At 65.2% G+C, this 24,101-nt stretch carries 25 protein-coding genes and 1 pseudogene; 8 read left to right on the forward strand and 18 right to left on the reverse strand.

The annotated features are described in order from the left end of the window. Window positions 1-49 precede the first annotated feature (49 nt). Window positions 50-1,240 carry an alpha-hydroxy acid oxidase gene (locus VJV41_RS04855; protein ID WP_325331649.1) on the reverse strand — a complete coding sequence of 397 codons (1,191 nt, stop codon included), beginning with the start codon at window positions 1,238-1,240 and terminating at the stop codon, window positions 50-52. Continuing rightward, on the reverse strand, window positions 1,237-2,151 hold the full coding sequence (locus tag VJV41_RS04860; RefSeq protein WP_325331651.1) for a cyclase family protein: 915 nt from the start codon (window positions 2,149-2,151) through the stop codon (window positions 1,237-1,239). Before VJV41_RS04860 ends, VJV41_RS04855 begins: the two co-directional genes overlap by 4 nt. Before the next feature lie 29 nt (window positions 2,152-2,180). Here VJV41_RS04860 and VJV41_RS04865 point away from each other — a divergent pair, with 29 nt between their 5' ends. After that, a complete protein-coding gene (locus tag VJV41_RS04865; RefSeq protein ID WP_325331653.1) occupies window positions 2,181-3,410 on the forward strand; it encodes a cytochrome P450 in 1,230 nt (409 codons plus the stop codon). On the opposite strand, the gene VJV41_RS04870 is transcribed toward VJV41_RS04865, so the two are convergent. Both VJV41_RS04870 and VJV41_RS04875 read right to left on the reverse strand, forming a co-directional pair. Continuing rightward, complete coding sequence (locus VJV41_RS04870; RefSeq protein WP_325331655.1) at window positions 3,399-3,590, reverse strand: ferredoxin; 192 nt, start codon at window positions 3,588-3,590, stop codon at window positions 3,399-3,401. The genes VJV41_RS04865 and VJV41_RS04870 overlap by 12 nt on opposite strands. A gap of 8 nt (window positions 3,591-3,598) precedes the next feature. After that, window positions 3,599-4,852, reverse strand: a complete 1,254-nt coding sequence (locus VJV41_RS04875) for a cytochrome P450 (protein WP_325331657.1) — start codon at window positions 4,850-4,852, stop codon at window positions 3,599-3,601. Window positions 4,853-4,897: 45 nt separating this feature from the next. Between VJV41_RS04875 and VJV41_RS04880 the strand changes: the two genes are divergently transcribed. Beyond that, on the forward strand, window positions 4,898-5,440 hold the full coding sequence (locus tag VJV41_RS04880; protein WP_325331659.1) for a helix-turn-helix domain-containing protein: 543 nt from the start codon (window positions 4,898-4,900) through the stop codon (window positions 5,438-5,440). Here VJV41_RS04880 and VJV41_RS04885 read toward each other — a convergent pair. Further along, window positions 5,421-6,584, reverse strand: coding sequence for a CoA transferase (locus VJV41_RS04885; protein ID WP_325331661.1), 1,164 nt, complete (start codon window positions 6,582-6,584; stop codon window positions 5,421-5,423). The two genes, VJV41_RS04880 and VJV41_RS04885, sit on opposite strands and share 20 nt — an antisense overlap. Window positions 6,585-6,639: 55 nt before the next feature. Here VJV41_RS04885 and VJV41_RS04890 point away from each other — a divergent pair, with 55 nt between their 5' ends. Genes VJV41_RS04890 through VJV41_RS04905 form a run of 4 tightly spaced genes read left to right on the forward strand, consistent with a single transcriptional unit; the run spans window position 6,640 to window position 10,253 of the window. Further along, complete coding sequence (locus VJV41_RS04890) at window positions 6,640-7,743, forward strand: phosphotransferase (RefSeq protein WP_325331663.1); 1,104 nt, start codon at window positions 6,640-6,642, stop codon at window positions 7,741-7,743. A gap of 46 nt (window positions 7,744-7,789) precedes the next feature. Continuing rightward, window positions 7,790-8,335 carry a helix-turn-helix domain-containing protein gene (locus tag VJV41_RS04895; protein ID WP_325331665.1) on the forward strand — a complete coding sequence of 182 codons (546 nt, stop codon included), beginning with the start codon at window positions 7,790-7,792 and terminating at the stop codon, window positions 8,333-8,335. Between the two features lie 32 nt (window positions 8,336-8,367). After that, the gene (locus tag VJV41_RS04900; protein ID WP_325331667.1) at window positions 8,368-9,852 is read left to right on the forward strand and encodes an aldehyde dehydrogenase family protein; all 1,485 of its coding nucleotides are present in this window, start codon (window positions 8,368-8,370) and stop codon (window positions 9,850-9,852) included. After that, window positions 9,849-10,253: a nuclear transport factor 2 family protein gene (locus tag VJV41_RS04905; RefSeq protein WP_325331669.1), complete on the forward strand. Its 405-nt coding sequence runs from the start codon at window positions 9,849-9,851 to the stop codon at window positions 10,251-10,253. The genes VJV41_RS04900 and VJV41_RS04905 overlap by 4 nt, the downstream gene beginning before the upstream one ends. Window positions 10,254-10,318: 65 nt before the next feature. Here the strand turns inward: VJV41_RS04905 and rlmN are convergent, their stop codons facing one another. After that, window positions 10,319-11,443, reverse strand: a complete 1,125-nt coding sequence (gene rlmN / locus VJV41_RS04910; protein WP_325331671.1) for a 23S rRNA (adenine(2503)-C(2))-methyltransferase RlmN — start codon at window positions 11,441-11,443, stop codon at window positions 10,319-10,321. A 93-nt stretch (window positions 11,444-11,536) separates the two neighbouring features. Here rlmN and VJV41_RS04915 point away from each other — a divergent pair. Beyond that, window positions 11,537-12,101, forward strand: a pseudogene (locus VJV41_RS04915) (EamA family transporter); the annotation flags it as partial. A gap of 1 nt (window position 12,102) precedes the next feature. On the opposite strand, the gene VJV41_RS04920 reads toward VJV41_RS04915, so the two are convergent. The 4 genes from VJV41_RS04920 to VJV41_RS04935 all read right to left on the reverse strand — a co-directional run bounded on the left by VJV41_RS04920 (window position 12,103) and on the right by VJV41_RS04935 (window position 15,113). Next, the gene (locus VJV41_RS04920) at window positions 12,103-12,987 is read right to left on the reverse strand and encodes a phosphatidate cytidylyltransferase (protein WP_325331673.1); all 885 of its coding nucleotides are present in this window, start codon (window positions 12,985-12,987) and stop codon (window positions 12,103-12,105) included. Continuing rightward, window positions 12,987-13,544, reverse strand: a complete 558-nt coding sequence (gene frr / locus VJV41_RS04925; protein ID WP_325331675.1) for a ribosome recycling factor — start codon at window positions 13,542-13,544, stop codon at window positions 12,987-12,989. The genes VJV41_RS04920 and frr overlap by 1 nt, the downstream gene beginning before the upstream one ends. A gap of 45 nt (window positions 13,545-13,589) precedes the next feature. Beyond that, entirely contained in the window at window positions 13,590-14,342 is a 753-nt protein-coding gene (gene pyrH, locus VJV41_RS04930; protein ID WP_325331677.1) for a UMP kinase, read from the reverse strand. Between the two features lie 87 nt (window positions 14,343-14,429). After that, a complete protein-coding gene (locus VJV41_RS04935; protein ID WP_325331679.1) occupies window positions 14,430-15,113 on the reverse strand; it encodes a class I SAM-dependent methyltransferase in 684 nt (227 codons plus the stop codon). A 45-nt stretch (window positions 15,114-15,158) separates the two neighbouring features. Here VJV41_RS04935 and VJV41_RS04940 point away from each other — a divergent pair, with 45 nt between their 5' ends. Then, window positions 15,159-15,590, forward strand: coding sequence for a MarR family transcriptional regulator (locus VJV41_RS04940; protein ID WP_325331681.1), 432 nt, complete (start codon window positions 15,159-15,161; stop codon window positions 15,588-15,590). 12 nt (window positions 15,591-15,602) lie between these two features. On the opposite strand, the gene VJV41_RS04945 is transcribed toward VJV41_RS04940, so the two are convergent. The 8 genes from VJV41_RS04945 to tsf all read right to left on the reverse strand — a co-directional run bounded on the left by VJV41_RS04945 (window position 15,603) and on the right by tsf (window position 24,089). Continuing rightward, window positions 15,603-17,579, reverse strand: a complete 1,977-nt coding sequence (locus VJV41_RS04945; protein ID WP_325331683.1) for a primary-amine oxidase — start codon at window positions 17,577-17,579, stop codon at window positions 15,603-15,605. Beyond that, window positions 17,576-19,075, reverse strand: a complete 1,500-nt coding sequence (locus VJV41_RS04950; protein ID WP_325331685.1) for an APC family permease — start codon at window positions 19,073-19,075, stop codon at window positions 17,576-17,578. The genes VJV41_RS04945 and VJV41_RS04950 overlap by 4 nt, the downstream gene beginning before the upstream one ends. 25 nt (window positions 19,076-19,100) lie before the next feature. Next, the gene (locus tag VJV41_RS04955; RefSeq protein WP_325331687.1) at window positions 19,101-19,829 is read right to left on the reverse strand and encodes an ABC transporter ATP-binding protein; all 729 of its coding nucleotides are present in this window, start codon (window positions 19,827-19,829) and stop codon (window positions 19,101-19,103) included. Window positions 19,830-19,831: 2 nt separating this feature from the next. Beyond that, complete coding sequence (locus VJV41_RS04960) at window positions 19,832-20,398, reverse strand: FtsX-like permease family protein (RefSeq protein WP_325331689.1); 567 nt, start codon at window positions 20,396-20,398, stop codon at window positions 19,832-19,834. A 31-nt stretch (window positions 20,399-20,429) separates the two neighbouring features. Next, a complete protein-coding gene (locus tag VJV41_RS04965) occupies window positions 20,430-21,593 on the reverse strand; it encodes an ABC transporter permease (protein ID WP_325331691.1) in 1,164 nt (387 codons plus the stop codon). 78 nt (window positions 21,594-21,671) lie between these two features. Continuing rightward, window positions 21,672-21,824, reverse strand: a complete 153-nt coding sequence (locus tag VJV41_RS04970; RefSeq protein WP_325331693.1) for a hypothetical protein — start codon at window positions 21,822-21,824, stop codon at window positions 21,672-21,674. Continuing rightward, complete coding sequence (locus VJV41_RS04975; RefSeq protein WP_325331695.1) at window positions 21,821-23,230, reverse strand: amidase; 1,410 nt, start codon at window positions 23,228-23,230, stop codon at window positions 21,821-21,823. The genes VJV41_RS04970 and VJV41_RS04975 overlap by 4 nt, the downstream gene beginning before the upstream one ends. Window positions 23,231-23,273: 43 nt before the next feature. Beyond that, the gene (tsf, locus tag VJV41_RS04980) at window positions 23,274-24,089 is read right to left on the reverse strand and encodes a translation elongation factor Ts (RefSeq protein ID WP_325331697.1); all 816 of its coding nucleotides are present in this window, start codon (window positions 24,087-24,089) and stop codon (window positions 23,274-23,276) included. Window positions 24,090-24,101 lie beyond the last annotated feature (12 nt).

Raw genomic sequence — 24,101 nt, forward strand, 5'->3', positions numbered from 1 at the left:
GCGATTTGTGGAGCCGCAGCCGCGGTCAACGCACCGCGGTCAGCGCGGGTTACGCTCCACAACTCACGTGTTCGCGGTCGAGATCAGCCACGCTCGCGACGCCCATGAGCGTCAGCGTCTGGCGGATCTCGTTGGCGAGGATGTCGAGTACGGCTGTGACACCGTCGCCGCCGGCCACCGCGAGCCCATAGATATAAGGCCTGCCGATCATCACCGCGTCGGCTCCGAGGGCCATGGCGGTCACCACGTCGCTGCCGCTCCGCACTCCCCCGTCGATGAGCACCGTCGCGCGATCACCTACCGCCTCGGCGACGTCAGGCAGCGCGTCCAGCGAAGCAACCGCTCCATTCAGTTGGCGGCCACCGTGATTCGACACGACGACACCCGTGGCACCGACCTCGTCGACGGCCCGCACGGCATCATCGGGCTCCAGTATTCCCTTGACGACGAACGGCCCATCCCATCGCTCGCGCAAGGCCGCCACATCGCGCCACATCAGGTCCGGCCGGATCTGACGGCTCTGGATCGCGACGGACTGCACCGCCCCCCTGGCGCCAGGGGCATGGGTGATGTTGCGCATCGTCATTCGCCTGTGCCGCAGCAGGCCGTACCACCACGCAGGGCGGATCGCAGCGTCGAGGATGCGGCCGGGCGTGAGGATCGGCGGATGTCCCATCCCTGTGCGGCGCTCACCCGTTCGGTTGCCCTGGACCGGAACATCGACGGTGACAACGAGAGTGCGGTAGCCGGCGTCACGGGCGCGATCCAGCATCGAGTCCATGAACGACGATCCAGGGATGCTGCGGTCTCCCCATGGGTACAGCTGAAACCAGTGATCCTGCCCGGTTCCGGCGGCCACTTCCTCGATCGAATACGACGACGCGGTGGACAGTGTCAGCCGCGTTCCCGCGCGTTCGGCAGCGCGCGCGGCGGCCAGTTCACCCGACCAGTGCGCGAGACCCGTCAGGCCCGTTGGTGACAGGATCACCGGGATGGACAGCGGTTGGCCGTCGATCGACACCGACAGGTCTGCGTCCTTATGGCCGGCCAGGACTCGTTGCCGTAGATGCCATTTCGTGAATGCGTCGCGGTTGGATCGCATCGTGCGTTCGTCTTCGGCGCCGCCGTCCAGATACGCCCACACCATCCGCGGCAGCGCGCGGCGCGCGGCATGCGCATAGTCGTCCACACTCACCTGCGGCGTGGTGGTCCGCAGTCGGTATTGGAACGCGGGACTCATTTGATCGCGATCGGCGTCGTCGGTGAGCCCACCGCGTTGGAGATGTGCAATGGCGGGGCGACGAACAGGAAGCTCCACCGCCCGTCGGCGGCGCAGTCGTTCGCCAATGCCTCGAGATCGAGAATCTCGGCGAGCGGCATTCCCATATCGCGAATCAGAATGCAGTGCAGCGCAAGCATCGCCTCGGTTTCACCGGGCATGACCTCGATGGCCCAGTTGTCCGAGCCGACGGCGGCGACGGCCCGGTCATACAGCCAGCGTGCACAGTCGATGCCCAGCCCGGGCTCGGTCGACATCCATCCATCGCGACCCTCGGCCAGCAGCCGCGTCCGCCAGCCGGTGCGCACGAGCAGGAAGTCGCCCTCGCCGACCACCACACCTTGTGCCTGCTCGGCGGCCTCGAGATGCTCGGGGTTGATCACCGCGCCGCCGTCGAGCCATTCGACTCCAAGCAGCCGGGCGATGTCGAGGAGCACACCGCGGCCCGCGATCCGATCGGTCAGCGCATCGACCGCTAATTGCCGTGCGCCGAAACGGGTGCCGACTTCGTCGGTCGAGTAGCCGTTGTACAGCTTCCCGTCGTAGGCGACATGGGAAAGCGCGTCCCACTGCGTGCCGGACTGCAACGGCATCACGATCCAGTCGTCGGCCACCTGCAGACCATGCGGATCCCAGTCGCCGGGCTGCATCGACATCAGGTGAACGGGGTTGAGCCGGCCGCCGACGCCACTTTGGGGGCCGTCCTTGCCGACGGGGATGCTCAGCTGGAACACCTTGCCGGATCGCACCTCGGCCGCCGCGGCCCGGATGTGGCGCGGCGTGACCAGGTTCAACGTCCCGATCTGGTCCTGCGGACCCCACCGGCCCCAATTGGACAACTCGCGGCCGAGGTCCTTGAAGTTCACCGTCACGCTTTACAGAATTGCACAACATTGTCAACATGGACAGCATGACGGTGGCCCGCTCTCCCCTGCTGAGCTTCGACACCACCGATCCGGATTTCGTTCGTGATCCGTGGCCGCGGTACGCCGAAATCCGCCGCGCAGGAGGAGTGATCTACAACGAGCGGATCAACCGCTGGATGGTCGGCGACTTCGACCTCGTGAAGCAGATCCTCAGCGCACCAACTCAATTTGGGTCAGAGCGCGGCCAGGTCGAGCACGCCGCGGTGTTCGGCGGTCCGACGATGGAGTTCTACGACGGCCCTCACCACGACAAGATCCGGGCGATCTGGTCCGACGATTTTCGTCCCCGAACGCTGGCCCAGTTGCGCCCGGTCATCACCGACGTCATCCGCGCGCGGTTGGCCCCGGTGGTCGACCGGCTGCGCGGCGGAGAAACCGTGGAGATCATGTCCGAGTTGACCCGCGGTATTCCCACCGAGGTGATCGCGTACATGCTGGCCGTCGACAGGGACATGGTCGGCCAGTTCTCTGCATGGAGCGACGCGATGGGCGCGTCGGCCGAGGGGTACAGCAGCCCTGGCGGACGCGGCGCCGAACTGATCGCCGCCGGTAAGCGCGCCACCGCCGAACTCAACGAGTACATCCGTTCCGAACTCCCCCGCCGCCAATGCCCGCCCGGCGACGGGTGGGATCTGATCGCGGAGATGGTCCGCGCCGATTACGCGTGCACGCACATGACCGAGCAGGAGATCGTCGCGAGCAACACCCAGCTGGTGTTCGCCGGAAACGAGACGACCGCCAAGCTTCTGGCCCAGATCGTGTCCACGCTGGCCCAACACGCCGATCAGCGATGCGCAATTCGCGACGACCGAAGCGTGATCCCAGCGGCAGTCGAGGAAGTGCACCGCTACGAGACCGTTTCCCACTCGATCTTCCGCGACGTCATCGACGACAGCGCGTCGGTCGGCGAGACGGTCATGTATGGCGGCGAGCGGATCACGCTGCTGCTCGGGGCGGCCAACCGTGACCCTGCCCGCTGGGAGCATCCGGATCAGTTCGACGTCTCTCGGAAGAAGCTGCCGCACTTGGGGTTTGCTTTCGGCCTGCACAGCTGCCTCGGCATGAACCTGGCCCGACTGGAGGCGCAAATCTTCCTCGAGGAGCTGATCGAGGCGCTGCCCGACTGGGACGTCGAGCAACCCTTGGACTACGGGACCAACTTCACCGTGCGCGGACCGAGCCGTGTGCTGATGTCAGTCGACTAGGCGCAAAGCCGCTGCGGGACACTGCGTCACGGCTTGCTTCATCCGATCACGGTCGGACTCAGGACGTTCGTTGTCATGGATCAGCACGGTGCCGTCGTCCTGCACCTCGAACACGTCTTCGGCGATCGACTCGCAGATTCCATGCCCTGTGCACTTGTCGAGGTCGACTTCGACCCGCATGGTCACTCCTATTGAACGAAGGCCGGAAGGTGTTTGATTCCGTGGACGAAGTTGCTCAGCAGTAAGTCCGGCTCACCGAATTCGACGCGCTGCAGCCGAGTCAGCAATTCCCGGAACAGGTTTCGCAGCTCGGCCTTCGCGAGCTGATTTCCGAGGCAGAAATGTGGACCGCCGCCGCCGAAGCCCATGTGTGGGTTCGGCGAGCGTTGCAAGTTGAAAGTATGAGGTTCGTCGAACACGGTTTCGTCTCGGTTCGCGGAGCAGTAGAACAGCCCGAGCTTGTCTCCAGCCTTGATCTGCTGGCCGGCGATCTCGGTGTCCTCGGTGGCAAAGCGTGCGAACTGCAGCACCGGCGTCGACCACCGGATGAACTCCTCGATCGCAAGGCCGATCCGGGTCTCGAAGTCCTCCATCAGCCAGTCCCGCTGTGCCGGATTGTTCACGAGCGCCAACATCGCATGCGACGTCGTCTGTTTCGTGGTGTCGTTTCCGGCGGACGCGAGCAGGATCAAGAATGCGCCGATTTCCTCGTCGGTCAGCCGGTGTCCGTCGACGTCCGCTTCGACGATGCTGGTCATCAGGTCGTCACCGGGGTGGCTGCGCCGGTGCTTCGCGAGCTCGATGCCGGTGTTGACCAACAACATCATCTCGTTGATGGTGTTCTGCGCCCGTTCCTCCAGCGAGCTGTACTCGTCATCGCTCATCGAGAACAGCTTCTCGGCGGCCTTCGCAACCGCTTCGCGTTCCGACGGTGCCACACCGAGCATTTCGGAGATCGTCATCATCGGCAGCCGGCCCGAGCACGCTGTCACGAAGTCGATGTCACCGACACCGACGAGGTCGTCGACGACCGCGACGGCGTTCTTCTGGATTTGCTCTTCGATGCGCCGGACGTTGCGTGGGGTGAACGCCGAACTGATCAGCCTGCGATAGACGGTGTGCTCGGGCGGATCCATCGCCAGGAAGAAGGTGGCAATCTTCTGAACCTCGGCCGGCATGGGATCCAGCGCGACACCCTGCGTCGAGGTGAACAGCTCGGGGTGCTGGCTCACGTGGGCGACATCGGCGCGCCGTGTCACCGCCCAAAAGCCCGGCTCAACGAGGTCGAACATCGAGGGCAATGGGTGATGCCAGCTGAGTCCCTCGCCGGCGCGTAGCTGCGAGAACGTCTCGTCGCGCACCTCGAAGGGCTGGCTCCAGAACTTGCGTGTCGACAGGTCGTAACGGCTGTACTCACGGACCTGCGGGCTGGCGACAGTCACCGAATCAGCGTGACAGTTGGAATAAAATTTGTAAAGCTTGACATCGTGCAGGAACCGTTGCCCGAGGAGACGGACGACAACTCGTCCCGTCAGCGGATTCTTGCCGCGACCGCGGAGGTACTGGGTCGCAACGGCATGACGAAGCTCAGCCTGTCTGAGGTGGCGACGCAGGCAGGGGTATCGCGGCCCACGCTATACCGCTACTTCGGTGACAAGAAGGAGCTTCTCGACGGCTTCGTGGTGTGGGAGCGGCAGTTCTACGAGCGCGCGGTGGCCGAGGCGACCGCCGGCCTGCCAGCGTGCGAGAGGCTAGACGCTGCACTGCGAGTGATCGTCGAATACCAGCATTCCTATCCGGGGTTGCGCATGATCGACATCGAGCCGGCGCAGGTCATCAAGCGGTTGTCGCGGGTCATTCCGCTCATGCGGGATCGTCTCGAGCGACTCGCCCCAGGGCCCGATCCCGCGCTGGCGGTGGCGACAGCCGTCCGGGTGGCGGTCTCGCACTACCTGGTGCGCAGCGACGATGACGACGACTTCCTGGCCCAGCTTCGGCACGCCGCGCGCGTCAAGCACTATGCACCTTGAGCTCGGCAAGGATTTCGTCGGTGTGCTCGCCGAGTCGCGGCGCGGCCGAACGCGGTTCCCACGGCGTGCCGTGAAAGTCTGCGGGGGTCGATACCATCGGCACACCGCCATCCCCGTCGGGCACGTACACGACTCCGCCTGCGGCGTGAAATTGTTCGTCGGCCATGACGTCCTCTATCGAGTTGATCGGCGACCAGAAGAAATCCGGTTCTGCCGCAAAGGATTTCGCCCAGTCGTCGAGCGGCTTGGTCGCGAAGATCTCGTCGAGCTCGGCAATCAGTTCTGCGGCGTTGGCTGCACGGGACCGCCCGTTAGCGAACCGGGGATCAGCGAGCCACTCGGGCCGCCCGACTGCACGGCACAACGCCGGCCAGTGCCGATCACCCTGCAGGCCGACGACCCAGAACCGGCGCCCGTCGCCCGCCACGTAGTTGTTCATGCACGGGTTGCCCATCGTCTCGCGCTGCCCGATCGCGATCTCGTGGCCGGTCATCAAGAACGTGTTGAGGTCGAAACTGATTGTGTAGGCGCCCTGGCGATAGAGCGATGTCGTCACCAACTGGCCTTCGCCGGTCTGTGCACGCGCGACCAACGCGGCGCATACCGCGGCCGCCAACGTCATACCCGCCGTGTGGTCACCCATCCCGCCGCGCTGAAATGGGGGTGGGTCGCCCGGACGAGTCAGCAAGTGCGCCAGTCCGGCTCGCGCCCAGAATGCGGCGACGTCGTAGGCCGCGCGGTCGGAATCAGGTCCGTCTTCGCCGTACCCGGTGATCAATCCGTACACCAGACGAGGATTGCCGGCAGCCACCGTCTCGAAATCCAGCCCGATACGGCGCAACGCGCCGGGCCGGACGTTCGTGAGGAAAACATCTGCGCCGCTGAGCAATTCGAGCGCATTCGTACGTCCGACGTCGGTCGTCACGTCGAGAACGATGCTGCGCTTGCCACGGTTGTCCATTTCGAAAGGCGGGCTGACGTCATCAATTCCGAGCATCCGGCCGAACATGCGCGCCGGATCACCCGTCGGTGGCTCGATCTTGATGACATCGGCGCCCCAGTCGGCGAGGATCCCGCCCGCGGCGGGGCCGGCGACCCATACCCCGAGTTCGACGACCTTGACGCCTTCCAACGGTCCCGCCATGTCCACCCCTTCCGGCCGCTTTTACAATTCGCCGCGATCTTGTAAACATGGCGTGATGAATCGCGTTGCGCCGATCGCCGGTCTGGCATTGCATCTTGGTCGCGGTGTACAACGTATCGCGACCGATACGTCCGTCGGTCGTCTTCGATCGCTGCCCCGCACGGTCGAGGACCTCGATGCACGGGCGCTCTCGCAGATCATGGGACGCACCGTCACATCCGTGACTGTCATCGGCGGCGACGCGGGAACCTCGTCACGAACGCGGCTGGCGCTCACGGGCGACGGCGTTCCGGATTCGGTCTTCGTCAAGATGCCGGCCCAAACCGCCGCCACCCGCCTGATCGGCGAATTGGGCCGTCTGGCCGAAACCGAAACCCGGTTTTACCGTCAGCTGGCACCGGAATTGACCGGCGTGCCCAAGTCGTACGGGTCGTCGTTTGATCCGTTGACCGGCCGCTTCGTGCTGGTGCTGGAAGATCTCGCGGTCGACGCGTGCGAGTTTCCCGACACCCTGCATCCCCTCGACGCCGATAAAGCGAGCCAGATCATCGCACTTCTGGCTCGGCTGCACGCAACGTTCTGGGACCGCGTCCCTCGCTGGCTGTACACCGCATCAGCCGACAGCACTTCGCTGCTCACCGGGTCGCTGCTGAAGACATCGGCACGCCGAATCTCCGAGCGCACTGACATTCCCGTCGAGAGGGGCCGTTTCATCGACGAGCACTACTGCGCGGTTGCACGCCTGATCGACGAGCCTCCGCACACGGTGATGCACGGCGACGCCCATCCCGGGAACCTGTACTTCCGCAACGGCGAGGCCGGTCTGCTCGACTGGCAGGCCGTGCGCCGCGGCCACCCCAGCCGGGAGCTGGCATACACGCTCGTGACCAGCATGACCACCGCCGAGCGTCGGGCCAATGAACGTGAGCTGCTTGACCACTACCGCCTGGACCTGGCGGCGGCCGGCGGTCCGGTTCTGGATTGTGGCGACCTATGGGACCGCTACAGGCAGGGTGCGCTGTACGCCTACGTCGCCGCGCTCATCACCGCCGGGCTGGGCGGCATGCAGGACGAGAGCATCGCTTTGGAAGGACTCAGGCGGGCTGTCGCGGCGCTCGATGACCTCGACACGGTCGCGCTTCTCGAGAAGTCATTGTGACCGACGTTCTACGATCATCACCAACGACAGCGATTGAGGCCTCGAAGTGAACGAAGCACTACGCGATTCCGAGCTCGTCGAAGACACCTCGACGAGGCACCGGATCCTGGCCGCCACTGCGGAGGTGCTTGGCCGCAGCGGCCAAACGAAGCTGAGTTTGTCCGAAGTGGCGCTGCAGGCGGGGGTCTCCCGTCCGACGCTGTACCGCTGGTTCGCCTCCAAAGGTGAACTGCTCGACGCGTTCGGTGTCTACGAGCGTGAGATGTTCGACACCGGTATCAGCCGGGCCACGGCAGGCTTGCGCGGGACGGAAAAGCTCGACGCCGCGCTGCGGTTCATCGTCTCCTACCAGCACTCGTATTCGGGTGTGCGACTCGTCGACATCGAGCCCGAAGTCGTCATCGCCCAACTGGGCAGGATCATTCCCACCATGCGGACACGCCTGCAGAAGCTGATGCCCGGGCCGAACGGAGCGGTCAAGGCCGCGACCGCGATTCGCGTTGCGGTGTCGCACTACATCGTGCGCAGCGACGATGACGACCAGTTCCTCGCGCAGCTTCGCCATGCGGCCGGGATCAAACAGAACGGCTGACATTTCGTCCGCAATTTGTAAAGCTGTCTGGCATGACGGAAGTGCCGACTGAAACCGGCGTGCTCGCCGGTGACGAGCGGATGCTCATCGACGGCGAATTGCAGTTCACCAGCAGCGGTGCGAAATTCGACGTCGTCCATCCGGCCAGCGAACAGGTCGCCGGGCAGGCCACCGACGGCACGGTCGAGGACATGTCGCGCGCGGTGGGCGCCGCGCGGCGGGCGTTCGACATTGGTGCCTGGTCGCGCGATCTGGAGTTCCGCTACCACTGCCTTACCCAGCTGCACCAGGCGCTGGAGGACAACAAGGAGCGGTTGCGCCGCGTCTTGATCACCGAGGTCGGCTGCCCGGTCAGCGTGAGCGGTAGCCAGATCGAGAGCCCGATCGCCGAAGTCAAGCACTGGGCCGACCACGGCCGGGCGTTCGAGTACCTGGTCGACACGGGGCTGCACGAGACGCCACTGGGTCCGGCACGACGCAAGATCCACTACGAGCCGGTCGGTGTGGTCGGCGCGATCACACCGTGGAATGTGCCGTTCTACCTCAACGTCGCGGAAACCGTGCCTGCGCTGATGGCCGGCAACACCGTGGTGCTCAAGCCCGCGCAACTGACCCCGTGGTCGGGCAGTGAGCTGGGGCGCATCGTCGCGGAAGAAACCGACATCCCCGCCGGGGTGTTCAACGTGGTGGTGTCCAACGCCAACGAGGTGGGGGCGGCATTGTCGGCCGACCCGCGGGTGGACATGATCACGTTCACCGGCTCGACCGCGACCGGCCGGGCGATCCTTGCCGCCGGGGCACCGACGGTGAAGAAGACGCTGCTGGAGTTGGGCGGCAAGTCGGCGCACATCGTGCTCGACGACGCCGACTTCAACTCGGCACTGCCGATGGCGGCGATGATGGCGTGCGTGATGTCAGGACAGAGCTGCATCTTGCCGAGCCGGATCCTGTTGCCCCGCAGCCGATATGACGAAGGCCTGGCCATGCTCAAGGGCGCAATGGAAGCGTTCCCGGTCGGCGACCCTTGGACGCCCGGCAATATGCAGGGCCCGCAGATCAGCGAGACCCAACGGCAAAAGGTACTGGGCCTGATCAAGAGCGGCATCGACTCTGGCGCGCGACTGGTCACCGGTGGCGGTATTCCCGAGAACCTGCCGGTCGGTTACTACGTCCAGCCGACGCTGCTGGCCGATGTGGATCCCGACTCGCAAGTAGCCCAAGAGGAGATCTTCGGCCCCGTGCTGACGGTCACGCCGTATGACAGCGACGTCGAAGCCGTCGCGATCGCCAACAACACCATCTATGGACTGTCCGGTGAGGTCAGCGGCGGTGACATGGAACGGGCGTTCGAGGTGGCCACGCGAATGCGCACGGGCAACGTCACGATCAACGGCAAGAGCCACTTCGGGATCACCAGTCCGTTCGGCGGCACCAAGCAGAGTGGCCTGGGCTACCGCAACGGCGAAGAGGGCTACAAGGAGTACTTGGAGGCCAAGACGATCGGCATGCCGGATTGACGGACGAGCTCCAGATCGCTGCGCTGCTGTACAGATACGCCAGGGCGGTCGACACCAAGGATTGGGAGCTGTATCGGTCTGTCTTCACCGATGACGCCTACATCGACTACTCGTCGGCGGGGGCTGCAGCCGGGTCACGCGACGAGGTTGCCGATTGGCTGAGCCAGGGATTCGGCGCCATTCCGTGGACGATGCACTACATCACCAACATCGAAAGCGATATCACCGGCGATACCGCGCTGGTGAGGGCGATGTTCTACAACCCGATGCAGCTGCCCGGGATGTCGGAGATGAGCTCCTGCGGCGGCTACTACCACCACGAGTTGGTGCGCACATCCGACGGTTGGCGCAGCCGGCATCTGCGCGAGGAAAACGTGTGGTTCGTGAATGCACCGGCCTAAGCTGCCGAGACTGCACTTATTGCGAGTTTGCGCGAGAGAGGCGCACGATAACTGCGGTTTCGCGCTCAGCCCTCGGCCGCCAATTGCCCACACGCGGCGGCGATTTCGCGGCCACGTGTGTCGCGCACCGTGCATGACACCCCACGCTCGCGGACCCGCTTGACGAATTCACGCTCGGCGGCCTTCGGGCTGGCATCCCACTCACTGCCCGGCGTCGGGTTCAACGGAATGACGTTGACGTGCACGAGCGGGCCCAGCGCACCGTGCAATCGCTTACCCAAAAGGTCTGCGCGCCACGGCTGGTCGTTGATGTCGCGGATCAGCGCATATTCGATCGAAACCCGCCGCCCCGTCACGTCCGCGTAATACCGTGCGGCATCAAGGGCTTCGGCGACATTCCAGCGGTTGTTCACGGGCACCAGTGTGTCGCGTAGCTCGTCGTCGGGCGCGTGCAGCGACAGAGCCAGCGTGACGCCGAGCCGTTCGTCGGCCAGCTTCCGGATCGCCGGGGCGAGCCCAACCGTCGACACCGTGACCGAACGCGCGGAAATGCCGAACCCGTGCGGAGGCGCGGCGGTGATGCGACGCACTGAGTCCAGTACACGGTTGTAGTTGGCCAGCGGCTCCCCCATGCCCATGAACACGATGTTGGACAAGCGCGCCCCGCGTGCGGGGCGCGCAATCCCATCCCCGTCCCGGTCGCGCAACTCCACCGCCGCGGCGCGCACCTGCTCGAGGATCTCTGCCGTCGACAGGTTGCGTTTTAACCCGCCCTGGCCCGTCGCGCAGAATGGGCACGCCATCCCGCAGCCCGCCTGCGACGAAATGCAAACGGTGTTCCGCTGCGGATAGCGCATCAACACCGACTCGAACGTTGTGCCGTCGACGGCCCGCCACAGCATCTTTCGCGTCTCACCGGAGTCGCACTCGATCTCGCGCACAGCATCGAGCAGGCGCGGGAACAGCGCGTCGGCGACCTGGTCACGCACGGCCGCGGGCAAGTCGGTCATCTGACGCGGATCGGCGATCAACCGCCCGTAGTACTGATTGGCCAGTTGCTTACCGCGGAATGCGGGCAATCCCAGGTCCGCGACCGCCGCCGCACGCCCGTCCTCGTCGAGGTCGGCGAGATGCCGCGGCGGCAATGCGCGTCGCGGAGCGTCGAAAACCAGGGGCAGAGATGGAGTCATGATGCCGTGTCAGTATCTCACCTGTGCATGGCCGAAATTGATTGGCGGGCCCAGGCGTTGCTCGCAACTATGGGAAGCATGGCCCTGCCCCCGATGCCGCCGCGCGCCGCGTCGAATCTGACGTTCTTCTATGCGTTGGGATATCCCGTTGGTGCGCTTGCTGTTTCAGCGATATCGCCGATGGCGGTGCTGAGCGCGGTGGTCATCTCGCATCTCGATGAATCCCGTCGTCACCGCCTTGCTCGCCGCGATGTTTCTCGGCGAGGGCCTGACGTCGACGCGGATAGGTGCCCTGGTCCTCGGTGTGCTGGCCGTGCTGGCGGTATGCGCCGGACGGCTGTTGGCCATCGGCAGAGTCGACACCGTCGTACTACTCCTGCTCGCCGCGCTGGTCAGCCTCGCCGCGGGCGGGGTTTACCAGCAGCGGTTCTGATCCGGCGTGGACTTCCGTGCGACCGCGGCGCGGCAGAACGCCGTAGCGCTGGTGCCGGTCGCGGCACTGGCGAGGGTCATGCCCTTCGCGGTCGCCGACCCGTGGAAGGCGGGGGGTGCGGTGGCCGCCGTCGTGCTACTCAACGCCACCTTGTGCATGACGCTGTACGTGCGTGCGATCAACACCTACGGCGCTGCGGCGGTGGTGATGCTGTTCGCGCCCGTAGTCAGGCCAGCGCCGTCAACACGATCCAGCCGGCGACGGCCGACGGCAGCATCGCATCGATCCGGTCCATGATGCCGCCGTGCCCCGGCAGCAATGTGCCCATGTCCTTGATCCCAAGGTCGCGTTTGACCTGGGACTCGACCAGGTCGCCGAGCACGCCGGTGATCACCAGCATCAGCCCGAGCGGCACGCCGACCCACGCCGGTTTGTCCAGGAGGAAGGCCACCGACAGCACGGACGCGGTGATGCCGAAGAGCAACGAGCCGCCCAGCCCCTCCCACGACTTCTTGGGGCTGATCGCCGGCGCCATCAGATGCTTACCGAACAACACCCCCGCGACGTAGCCGCCGATGTCGGCGAAAACGACCGTCGCGATCACGGTGAGCGCACGGCCGCCACCATGGTCCTGGAAGATCAGCAGCGCACTGAAGCTGCCGAACAGCGGCACCCACGTCGCAAGCAGCACCGTGGCCGAAATATCGCGCAGATAGTTCACCGGCTGCTCGGAAAGACCGTGTCCGACCAAGCGCCACACCATGCACACCACGACCGTGCCGCCGTAGGCGCCCAACAGCCCCGCCGGGCCGTAGGGCCACGTCAGCCAGATCATGGCCTGGCCGCCGATCAACAGCGGGATTATCGGAACGGCGTAGCCGGCCTCACGCAGCCTGCGAACGATCTCGTGAGTGGCGATCGGCATCGCCACCGCCAGTACGGGCAGCCATCCGATCGGCGCGAACAACAGGATCGCGATCGCGCCGAAACCGAGCACGGCGCCGACGGCGATGGCGGCCGGCAGATTCCGGCCGGCCCGGGACGCCTTCTTTGGCGGCTCGGTCGGGCCGGCGTCAGTGTCTGCCACGGGAGTCGCTTGCTGATCGGCCACTAGACCTCCAGCAGCTCGCCTTCTTTGTGCTTGACCAGCTCGTCGATCTGGCTCGTGTAGGTGTGCGTGGTCTTGTCGAGGTCCTTCTCGGCGCGGCTCACCTCGTCCTCGCCGGCCTCGCCGTCCTTCTTGATGCGATGCAGCTCCTCCATCGCCTTGCGACGGATGTTGCGCACGGTGACCCTGGCGTCCTCGCCCTTGGCCTTTGCCTGCTTGACCAGGTCGCGGCGACGCTCCTCGGTCAACTGCGGGATGGCCACCCGGATGACATTGCCGTCGTTGGTGGGATTGACCCCGAGATCGGAGTTGCGAATCGCGTCCTCGATACTGCGCAGCTGGTTCGCCTCGTACGGCTTGATGACGACGAGACGAGCCTCGGGAACGTTGATGCTCGACAGCTGGGTGATCGGGGTGGCCGAGCCGTAGTAATCAACGTGGACGCGGGCGAACATGCCGGGGTTGGCCCGGCCGGTGCGGATCGACGACAGGTCGTCGCGCGCCACCGACACCGCCTTCTCCATCTTCTCTTCGGCGTCGAAGAGGGTTTCGTCGATCACGGCATCTCCTCAGTTCACTTCTCGCGTGCGCGGGCCGACCGTCAGTCAGGTGGTGACCAGTGTTCCGATCTTCTCACCTGCGACTGCCCTCGCGATATTGCCATCGGTGAGCAGGTTGAACACCAGGATCGGCATGCCGTTGTCCATGCAGAGGCTGAACGCGGTGGCGTCGGCGACCTTGAGGCCGCGGTCGATGACCTCGCGATGGCTGATCGCGGTGAGCAGCTCGGCGTCGGGGTGCACACGCGGGTCGGCGGTGAACACGCCGTCGACGGCCTTGGCCATCAGCACCACCTCGGCGCCGATCTCCAGTGCACGCTGCGCGGCCGTGGTGTCGGTCGAGAAGTACGGCAATCCCATACCGGCGCCGAAGATCACCACACGGCCCTTCTCGAGGTGCCGGCGCGCCCGCAAAGGAATGTAGGGTTCGGCGACCTGCCCCATGGTGATCGCGGTCTGCACGCGCGTCGCGATGCCTTCCTTCTCCAGGAAGTCTTGCAGCGCAAGGCTATTCATCACAGTGCCGAGCATGCCCATGTAGTCGCTGCGGGTGCGCTCCATGCCGCGCTGCTGCAGTTGTGCGCCGCGGAAGAAGTTGCCCCCGCCGATGACGACGGCAACCTGCACGCCGCTGCGGACCACTTCGGCGATCTGCCGCGCGACCAGGTGCACCACATCGGGGTCCAGGCCGACCTGCCCGCCACCGAACATCTCGCCGCCGAGCTTGAGCAGTACGCGGGAGTACATCGGCCTGATAGGTGATGCGTCGGCACCGTTGGTGGTGGTCGGTTCCGTCATCCGACTCCTTCGGGGTCCTCGCGTGAGATCGCCCCTAATCCTGCCCCATAGCGGCCGGATTGCCGCTATGGGGACCCCCGTGGCGGCTTAGCTCGCGGGCAAGTGTGCGGTCAGCAGCCAGGCCGGGACCGACTTGCGGCCGTTGGGCTCATCGCGCACGTTGCCGAAGGGCGTTGGCAACCCCTCGGTGTTGTCCGGCAGGCTGGCGTGAATGCGGGCAGGCCTGATCTCCTCGATCGTCCAATACTTGGACACCACGTCGCGAAGCTCGTCTTCGGTCACGGGGTTGGCGGGACCCTCGGGTAGGCCGGCGCGGTCGAATACCAGCGCGAAGTACGAGGCGCCCGGCGCGGCGGCGCGCACGATCGACTGCTGATAGCCCTCGCGCGCCTCCACCGGAATCGAGTGGAACAACGTCGAATCGACGATGGTGCCGAACCGGCCGTCGTATCCGGTGAACGCGCTGATGTCGGCGACCTCGAAGGTGGCATTGGTCAATCCGCGCTTGGCCGCTTCGACCTTGGCCAGCTCGATGGCCGTCGGAGACAGGTCGAGGCCGACGGTGGTGAAGCCGCGCTCCGCGAGGTGTAGCGAGACCGCAGCCTCACCGCAGCCCACGTCGAGCACGTCGCCGTGGAATTTGCCCTGCTCGATCAACGCCGCGAGCTCAGGCTGCGGTTCGCCGATGCTCCACGGCGGCTTCGTTCCGAGTCCCAGTTGCGGGGCCTCGCCCCTGTATGCGTTTTCGAAGAGATCCTGTGGCGTAGTCATACCCCCGGTATATCAATCCAGTTGATATGTGTCAATATGCTTGATATGAGCGAGCCGTTTGAGGACCAGCCGCTCGGCTATCTGCTGAGCCGGGTGATGTCTGCGCTGAAGGCCGATGTGACGGCTACGGTCCTGGACCCGCTGGAAGTGGCGTTCCCCGAATACCTCTGTATGCGGGTGCTGTCGAAATACCCCGGCCATTCCAATGCCGACCTGGCACGCGCACTGAACGTCTCACCACAGGCGATGAACATCGTGCTGCGCGGGCTTGAAGAGCGCGGGCTGGTCACCCGGCCGGTCAGCGTGTCGTCCGGCCGATCACTGCCCGCTCAGTTGACGCACGAGGGCGAGGACCTGCTGAAGCGCACCGACTCCGGCGTGCGCGCCGCCGAGCGCAGGCTGATGGCAGACCTGACCGACGACGAGCGTCACAACTTCAAGCGCGTCCTCGGCGCCCTTGGCTCTGACCCGATCTGAGCGAGTTGTGCGTTAGTGATGGTGGCAGGCCGCCGGGGGTGAGGGCGGGACGTCCAGCGCCGGATTGCCGTCGAAGAAGCCCACCGGCTTGAGGTGAAATCCCGTGTAGGCGCACGGCATCACCGGCCAGTCCTCCGGCCGCACGACGTGGTGGGCGCCGAGGGTGTACCACAGCACCACGTCGGTGTTCTCCAACGGCGCATCGTCGGCGATGAACTGCGGCAGCCCCTGTATCTCCGGCGACTGGTACATGTAGTCGCCCGCCGCGAACTTTTCATCCGGGTCGTACTTGGTCACCCACAGGTTGTGTTGGACGAAGCGCGCGCGGTCGTAGATGTACGAGCCCTCCTGCACCATCACCGGCACCATGTCCCTTGGCGTCAGCTTGTAGGCCACCGGGCTGCCCAACTCGTTCTTCTTGGACGGGTTGGTGATCTTCCAGTAGCGGCCCTTCGACCAGTCCCAGTCCCGCGCTCCGTCGGATTCTGATGCCACCAGCGTGTCTTGGGTGATCCAGGCGTTGTGATGTGGGTTGAGCTCCGGGTCGGGTTCGGGGATCGAGTCGACTTCGTAGACGCTGTTACCGGCGCCGTCGATGCTCATGTCGAGCCGGAAGTTGAAGAAGTGCTGATGATTCGGGCCATAAATGTTGGGCGCCACCATCTTTCCCCACCGCGGCTCCTCACCGTCGAGCACAGCGCCGGTGGTGAGCACGCCCGAGAGCTTGACCTCCACTTCCATCGAGGCGTCGTTGTAGAAGTACCAGAAGAAGCCGTACTCGTAGTTGCCGACCGTGCAGATCATCGAGATCACCAATCGGCGCGCACGCCGCACCTCCACCTCGCCGGTCCGAAAGTCGGTGTGCTTCCAAGAGATTCCATAGTCCTCCTCGTGCATGCAGATCGCGTTCGGGATGGTGACCGCGTTGCCGGACGAGTCGTTGACCGTACCGTCGAAGTAGAAGATCTCGCCAAGACAGTCGCAGCCGAGGGTCAGCGGGTTGGCCGAGAACCCCATGCCGACTTCACCCATGTCGAAGACGTTCTTGTTCCAGTGCGTCGGCGCTGTATCGCCGTAGGGCACAACCATTTCCGACAATGACGCTCGGTAGACGATCGGGCGGGTCTCGCCACGGTCGGTGTAGGTGATCTCGTGCAGGACGATGCCTTCACGCGGATTGAAGCCCACGCGCATCGACCACTTCTGCCACTGCACCTTCCAGCCGTCGACGGTGAAGCTGGGCCCGTCGGGCTGGGTGATCTCGATCGGCTTGACGCCGTCGCGGAACTTCGAGAACGCCGGCCGGTTGTTCTCGTCGAACATGAACTTCTCGGCGTAGTTGCCCGCGGTCGGAGGCAGCGGTACGACGCCGTGGTCCTCGATGTCGATGATCTTCATCGCGTCGAGGTCGAACGTGACGATCAGCCCCTCGACCGGGCGCGCATAGCCGTGCTCGGACGCCGCAGCCCGCATGAACGTCAGCGGCCGGCAGATCAGTGGTGAGTTGTCGTAGTGGTCCTGTGGGCCGTAATAGCCTGCCGGCCAGGGGTCGATCATCGCGAGATCGAAGTCGGTGACGCCACGCTGACGCATCGCCTCTTGCCACCGCGGGTCGGCGCGAACCATCTCCTCGACGCCGGTCATGTGTTCGACGAGGTAGGACGGAAAACGCCCGGGCACCGACTGCCACGAGTCGATGACCCTTGCGCCGAGGTCCACGATCGCCTCGTAGATCAACTTCGCCGCGCCGTCGTACATCGTCACAAACGCCCGCCGCGGCACCTCGACGGCGCCTTCGAATGTCAGCTCGGGAGTCTTGTCCGGCTCCGCCAGCTGAATCATCACGAATCGCAATGTGGGAGTTGAATACTCCGAATCGGTGATGACGGCGGCCGCACTCTCGATCTCGGCGCCGGTGAGCGGGTCCAGCGGATACCGGGTCGCATCATCTGTGGCATCCGTGTTCGGCACGGTGCTTTCCATTGTCATTTGGCTTCATCCTTCAGCTCGAGAACGGCCAGGTGCGCAAGCGCATCTTCCTGACTCACCGTGGCTGCCGACCGCCGTCCGAAGAAGTAGACGATCGCGCCCAGTACGAACATGCCGACCGCGATACCGCCGACCCACGTCATCCATGTCGCCGGCGGAACGTCGATCCACGGCGATGCGAACGAGTAGTAGATACCGGCGCAAGTCGCGACGACGCCCACCGCGGCCACCGCCCAAACCGCGGGCATGCCGCCAGGAATCCGCCAGAAGTCTTCGCTGGCATAGCGATCCGCGTACTTCCTGCGCGCGATCACCAGCGGGACGAAGAAGAAGAATCCGGAGATCAGCCACACCACACTCAGGCCGCCCTGCAGGTACACCGTCACGTTGGCCATGCTGCTCTGCGAGTACAGCCCGACCAGGAGCAGCGACGATAGCACGCCCTGGATCAGCACCGCGGTGACCGGGTTGCGGGTGCGCGGGTTGAGATGCGTGAAGATGCGCGGCAGGTGGCGTTCCAGCCCGGAGACGAAAATCAGCCGCGAGTACGCCACCTGGTAGGTCGTCATCGCCACGAACACGATCACGGCAAGCACCACCGCGCAGACTTCCATCAATCCGGGGAAGCCCGACGTCCCCAGGTTTCCGATGACGCCCGTGACCGGGTCGATCTGGTCGGTCGGCAACACCATCATCGTGCCGAGCGTCGTGAGCAGGTAGATCGCGATCAGCGCCGCCGATCCCCAGCCGATCATCCTGGTCGCGCTGCGTTTGACCGACAGGAACTCCGCACCCATGTTGAACGGCGTCTCCACCCCGACCAGATACAGCAGCACTGTGCCGTACAAGAATCCGGCGCCGGCGAAATCGGGAACCAGCGAGTCGTGCAGGCTGAACGGCGTGGCCGAGCCGTGGCCGGCCGCATAGATCACACCGCACACGAAGATGGTCAGGGTGAGCACGCCGTAAACCACGAACGTGATGTTCATGATCCGTTGGTTGGCCGCCAATTTGGCGAGCGCCAAACCGACGACGGTCCACAGGATCACCAGCTGCAGGACGATGCTCACGGTGAGCCCGAGCTCGGCGTGTAACGCCAGCAGCAGGAACTGCAGCACGATCGCCGGCGATGACGCGGTGTTCAGGACGACCGGCACCCACGACAGGTAGCCACCGAGGAACGACCACCGCTCCCCCATGGTTCGGAACGCCCAGATGTACACACCGCCCTGGCCCGGCCACAGGTTGCCGAGTTCAGCCACTGCAAGGGCTGCGGGCACAAGGAATGTGATGATGCCGAGGATCCACATCGGAATCGCGGTCCAGCCGCCGCCGGCCATGATGGACGACCCGGTGATCCAGCAGATGATGAATACGTAGGTGGCGGTGAGGCCGAAGGTACCCAGCACCTTGGGTAGCACCTGCTCGGGCACCAGCTCGGTGGTCATGAGCGTGTCACGCTGTGACGGCGGTGCCGCCTCGAGTTCTTGAGTCATTTGAATCTCTCCCAATGCCGTTGGGTTAGTTGACTATTTGTCCGTCTTTCATCCGGACAACACGGGTCGCTTCGTCGGCCACCGTGGGGTCATGTGTGCTGGCGACGACGGTGACGCCCAGCGTGGAACACAGGTCGCGCAACATGCGCACCACCGTTTCCCCCGTGCGGTGGTCAAGGTTGGCCGTCGGCTCGTCGGCAAGGACGAGCGTCGGGCTGCTGATCAGCGACCGTGCAATCGCGGTGCGCTGCTGTTCGCCACCCGACATCTTCGTCGGCTGATGGTGAATCCGGTGCCCCAGGCCGACTAGTTCGAGTAGTTCGGTAGCTCTCTTGCGCAACGCCTTTCGGTCGTAGGGCTCGAATATGAGCGGCAGCTCGACATTCTCGACCGCCGACAGGAACGGAATCAGGTTGTAGCTCTGGAAGATAAACCCGATGGTGTCGTGCCGCAGCGCCGCGAATTGACTCTCCGTCAGGGTCGCCGTGTCACGTCCGGCCACCTTGACGGTGCCCTTCGTCGGCCGATCCAGGCCGCCGATGATGTTGAGCAGCGTCGACTTGCCGCTGCCACTGGGTCCCATCAGGCAGACGAACTCACCCGGCATCACCTGTAGTTCGGCAGCGACCAAGGCCCGGACCACCTCGTCGCCGAGCTTATGCAGCTTCCAGACATCCGAGATTTCAATAACAGGTTGCGCCGGGCGCTCATCCGGCTCGGTTGTGGTGTCGGCTGTTTCGTCGATTGCTGTCATCGTCAACCTCCGGCGGTCAGGGAACGGATGGGTGGCCGCGACGCGGCATTGAAGGTGGGCACGACGCTGGTCGCCAGGGCCGCGACGATGCTGACGCCGATGGCGATCGCGGCGCCAAGCAACAGCCCCTCGATAGACACCCCGGTGGCCACCAAACCAGCCGCGCCCAACGCGATCCCGGTCAGCGCGGCCAGCAGCGCACCCGCCAGCGCCCCCAGCACCGCCGCGATCACCGGCTCGACCAGCAACGCGGCCACCACAGGCTTGCGTGGCACACCGTTGGCACCCAGCACGCCAAGCTCACGGGTGCGGTGCCCGATGGTCCGCGTGGTCGCCACGGCGACTTCCACGACGCCCACCAAAAGCACTGTCACCGCGATCAGCACGACAGCGCGCCCGACCTCGTCGGCGTGTCCCAGCGAGGCCGATTGCGCGCGAATCCCGTCGGACATTCCGAACACGATCACCACGAGGAAAGCACCGGTTGCTGTGGTGATCACGGGCAGCACCATCTCGCGGATCCGGCGGCGCGCCGCGAGCCACCCGTAGGACAACCCCTTTTGCAGCATCAGTGCTCTCTCTTCTTCGCGCAAGCGCTCATCAGCGATCTCCCAGCAGGTCGACGGGTCGTTGTTGCAGTAGCCGGTGCACCGGAATGAGCGCGCCGACGATGGCCATTGCGGGCAGGAACGCGGCGACCATACCGGCGGCCTGTAACCACGCCGTGGGCGTCGCGATACCCGGAATCACCAGCGCCACAGCGGCTCCGGCACCGATCACACCGACCAGGTAGGCGGCGATGAAGACGATGCCCGATTCGACGAGGAAGAAGTACAACACTTCGTCGGCCAGTCCGATGCTGGACATGATGCCGAATTCGCGTCGGCGTTCCTGCACTGCGGCCAGGAACGACGACACAGCGATGACAAAGCCAAGCCCCAGTCCGATGGTCGAGATGAGGCCGAGCGTCGAGCTGGTCACCTTGCCGGAGAAGAGGGCGGAGAACTTCTGCTCGAACGTCAGCGGACCGTTGCCGCCAACGGTGTCGTAGATCAAGCCGTCGCCGTGTGGATCGGGTTTCACCGACGGGTCCGGCGTCGACTCGAGTCCGACCGAGCCGCCGAAGATCTGACCGAGGTCGCGTCGTTTCTCGTCGCCGGGCGGCGCGAACATCGTCCACCAGCCGTTGTCGCCGACGACCGATCTCGCCAGGGGCGTCGCTACGGTGATCGACTGGCCACTGCCTGTGATGCCGACGACGAGATTCTGCCCAGCTACGACCACCCGATCACCGGCCTGCAGGTTGAGACGAGCGGCAACATCCGGACCCAAAGCTGCTTGGCCACTGGGGATTTCGTCGCTACCTCGCAGTGATACAACGCTGCCGTTGACCTGGGTGACACCGGAGAGGGTCCGCAGTGCCGTCCAGCCCGCAGGGATCGTGATGGCCGGCGCGGGACCGTCGGCGACGAGCGCCTGAGCTCCCGCGTCGTAATGCACGCCCGCGCCCGGGACCGCCCACAGCTGGGCACCACCCAGCACGTCCGTCACCGAATCCGCGCCGGTAATGGCAAAACTCGCCGAGATGGTGCGGACAACCGTCACGCAGGCAATCGCCAGCGCGATGCCGAGCACGGAAAGCACGAACCGTTCCGGGCGGCGGCGAATGTTGGCCATGGCGAACCGCACGAGGCACACGAACGTGTTGCCCGACGCGCTGGCGATCTCCGGTAACCGAACGGTTGTGGGCGCAGATGTCTCCACAAACAGGGATGGTCGGGCCGAAAAGTTTCACCTACGGACGCGCGGAATGTCCGCGGCGTTAACTCGACGGCTCTGCCGTTAAGGCGTTGTGTCGCGGACGCAACGGATTTCGTTGTCGATGCCGAGCTCGTCGAGCAACGCTTGGCTGCCCGGGTCCCACAAGGACTCCATCCCGAACAGGCGCGTGCGCTCCTCGGCGAAGCCTTGGTAGAAGACGTAGTCGCGGGTCATGACTGAATGCGCGCCCAGGGCCGCGCCTCTTCGAGTTCATAGGCCAACTCCAGCAGCCTCGCCTCGTGACCAACGGGCGCGGCGAACATCATGCCAACCGGGAGCCCCGATGTGGATTCCGCAAGCGGCAGAGAGATCGCAGGCTCGCCCGTGGCGTTCTGCAGCGGCGTGAAAGACACCCAGTCGATGAGCCGGTCGATGATCTGCTGATAGTCGGCGGTGGGGTCGAGGTGACCGATGGGTAGCGTCACGTCAGCCAGCGTCGGCATCAACACCACTTCGTATGTGCGCGTGAGGCGCTCGGTGATCCGGCGCGTGCGCGCCAGCCGAGCGATCGCCATTGGCAGTCGGTGCAGGTTCCGGCCGGCGTAGCACTCCAGACCCAGAGTGAGGTTGTCCAGCCGCGTGCGGTCGAAGCTCTCGCCGAACGACCGACGCCCGCCGCGCACCAAAGCGAACGCCAAAAATGACCAGTACAAGAGGAAGTCGTCAACGAAGTGCCGAGGTATCGGATTGTCGATCGTGGTCACCTTGTGTCCGAGCTCCTCGAGAAGCGCCGCGGTCTTGAGGGTCAGCTCGCGGACCTCGGGGCTGGCCTCGCGCGAGATCGACTGTGTACATACCGCGATCTGCAGCCGTTGCTTGCCGGGATGGGTGACGTCACCGATCGGAGGCAGCTTCGGGTTGCGATACACGCGTTCGGCTTCGCGGTAGAACGCGGCGGTGTCGCGCACCGATCGGCTCAAGACGCCGTTCGCCACGATGAGCAGCGGCATCCGCCGTAGCTCCTTGTCGACGGGCAGGCGTCCGCGCGAGGGCTTGAGCCCCACCAACCCGTTGCACGATGCAGGAATACGGATCGACCCGCCGCCGTCGTTGGCATGCGCGATCGGTACCACGCCGGCGGCCACGAAAGCGCCTGAGCCAGAAGAGGATGCGCCGGCGGTATGTTCCGGGTTCCACGGGTTGCGGACCGGACCCAGCCGTGGGTGCTCGGCCGAGGCGCTGAAGCCGAACTCCGACATCTGCGTCTTGCCCAGCGGAACAAGGCCCGTCGACAGATAGACGCGCGCGAAGTCGCCGTCGATCGGCGCGGGCCGCGGGTCCCAGGCGTCGGTGCCGTGCATCGTCGGCATGTCACCGACCGCGACGTTGTCCTTGAGGAACGACGGGACGCCGTCGAAGTAGCCGCCGTATCGACTTGCCCCGTGCGACCGTGCCCGCGCGCGATCGAATGCCTCGTGGGCGAGGCCGTTCAGCGTCGGGTTGACCGCCTCGGCGCGGGCGACTGCGGCCTCGACAAGCTCGGCGGCGGTCACCCGGCCACCGCGGAGCGCGTCAACGAGACCTACGGCGTCAAGGTCGCCAAGGGCGTCGTCGCCGAAGGCGTGAATTCGCGTCGTCACGCTCTGACGGTACCAACTCGTACCGCCCGAGCGTGACTATTCGCTAGGCCTGGCCGACCTCGAACCGGGCAAACCGGGTGACGGTCACGCCTGCCTCGTCGAGCAGCGCCTTGACGGTCTTCTTGTTGTCGGACACCGACGGCTGGTCGAGCAGCACGACGTCCTTGTAGAAGCCGGTCACCCGTCCTTCGACGATCTTGGGCAGCGCCTGCTCGGGCTTACCCTCGTTGCGGGCGGTCTCCTCGGCGATGCGGCGCTCGTTGGCGACAATGTCCTCGGGCACGTCCTCACGCGTCAGGTACTTGGCCTTGAGCGCGGCGATCTGCAACGCGACCGCGTGCGCGGCGTCAGCGTTGCCGCCCGAGTACTCCACCAGCACGCCGACGGCCGGCGGCAGATCCGCGGCCCGCTTGTGCAGGTAGGTCTCGACCGTGCCGTCGAAGTAGGCGACGCGACGCAGCTCGAGCTTCTCGCCGATCTTCGCGGAGAGATCCGCGATGACCTGCTCGACGGTCGTGTCACCGACCTTGGCAGCCTTGAGAGCGTCGACGTCAGCGGCCCTCGAGGCTGCGGCCGCCGCGACGATCTGGTCGGCGACCGCCTGGAACTCGGCGTTCTTGGCGACGAAGTCGGTCTCCGAGTTGAGCTCGATCAGTGCACCGTCCTTGGCGGCGACCAGACCCTCGGCGGTGGCCCGCTCGGCGCGCTTGCCGACGTCCTTGGCGCCCTTGATGCGCAGCAGCTCGACCGCCTTGTCGAAGTCGCCGTCGGCCTCAACCAGCGCGTTCTTGCTGTCGAGCATCCCAGCGCCGGTCAGCTCCCGAAGTCGCTTGACGTCGGCAGCGGTGTAGTTCGCCAATGTTCAGCCTTT

The sequence above is a fragment of the Mycobacterium sp. genome (assembly GCF_035274705.1).
Taxonomy (GTDB): domain Bacteria; phylum Actinomycetota; class Actinomycetes; order Mycobacteriales; family Mycobacteriaceae; genus Mycobacterium.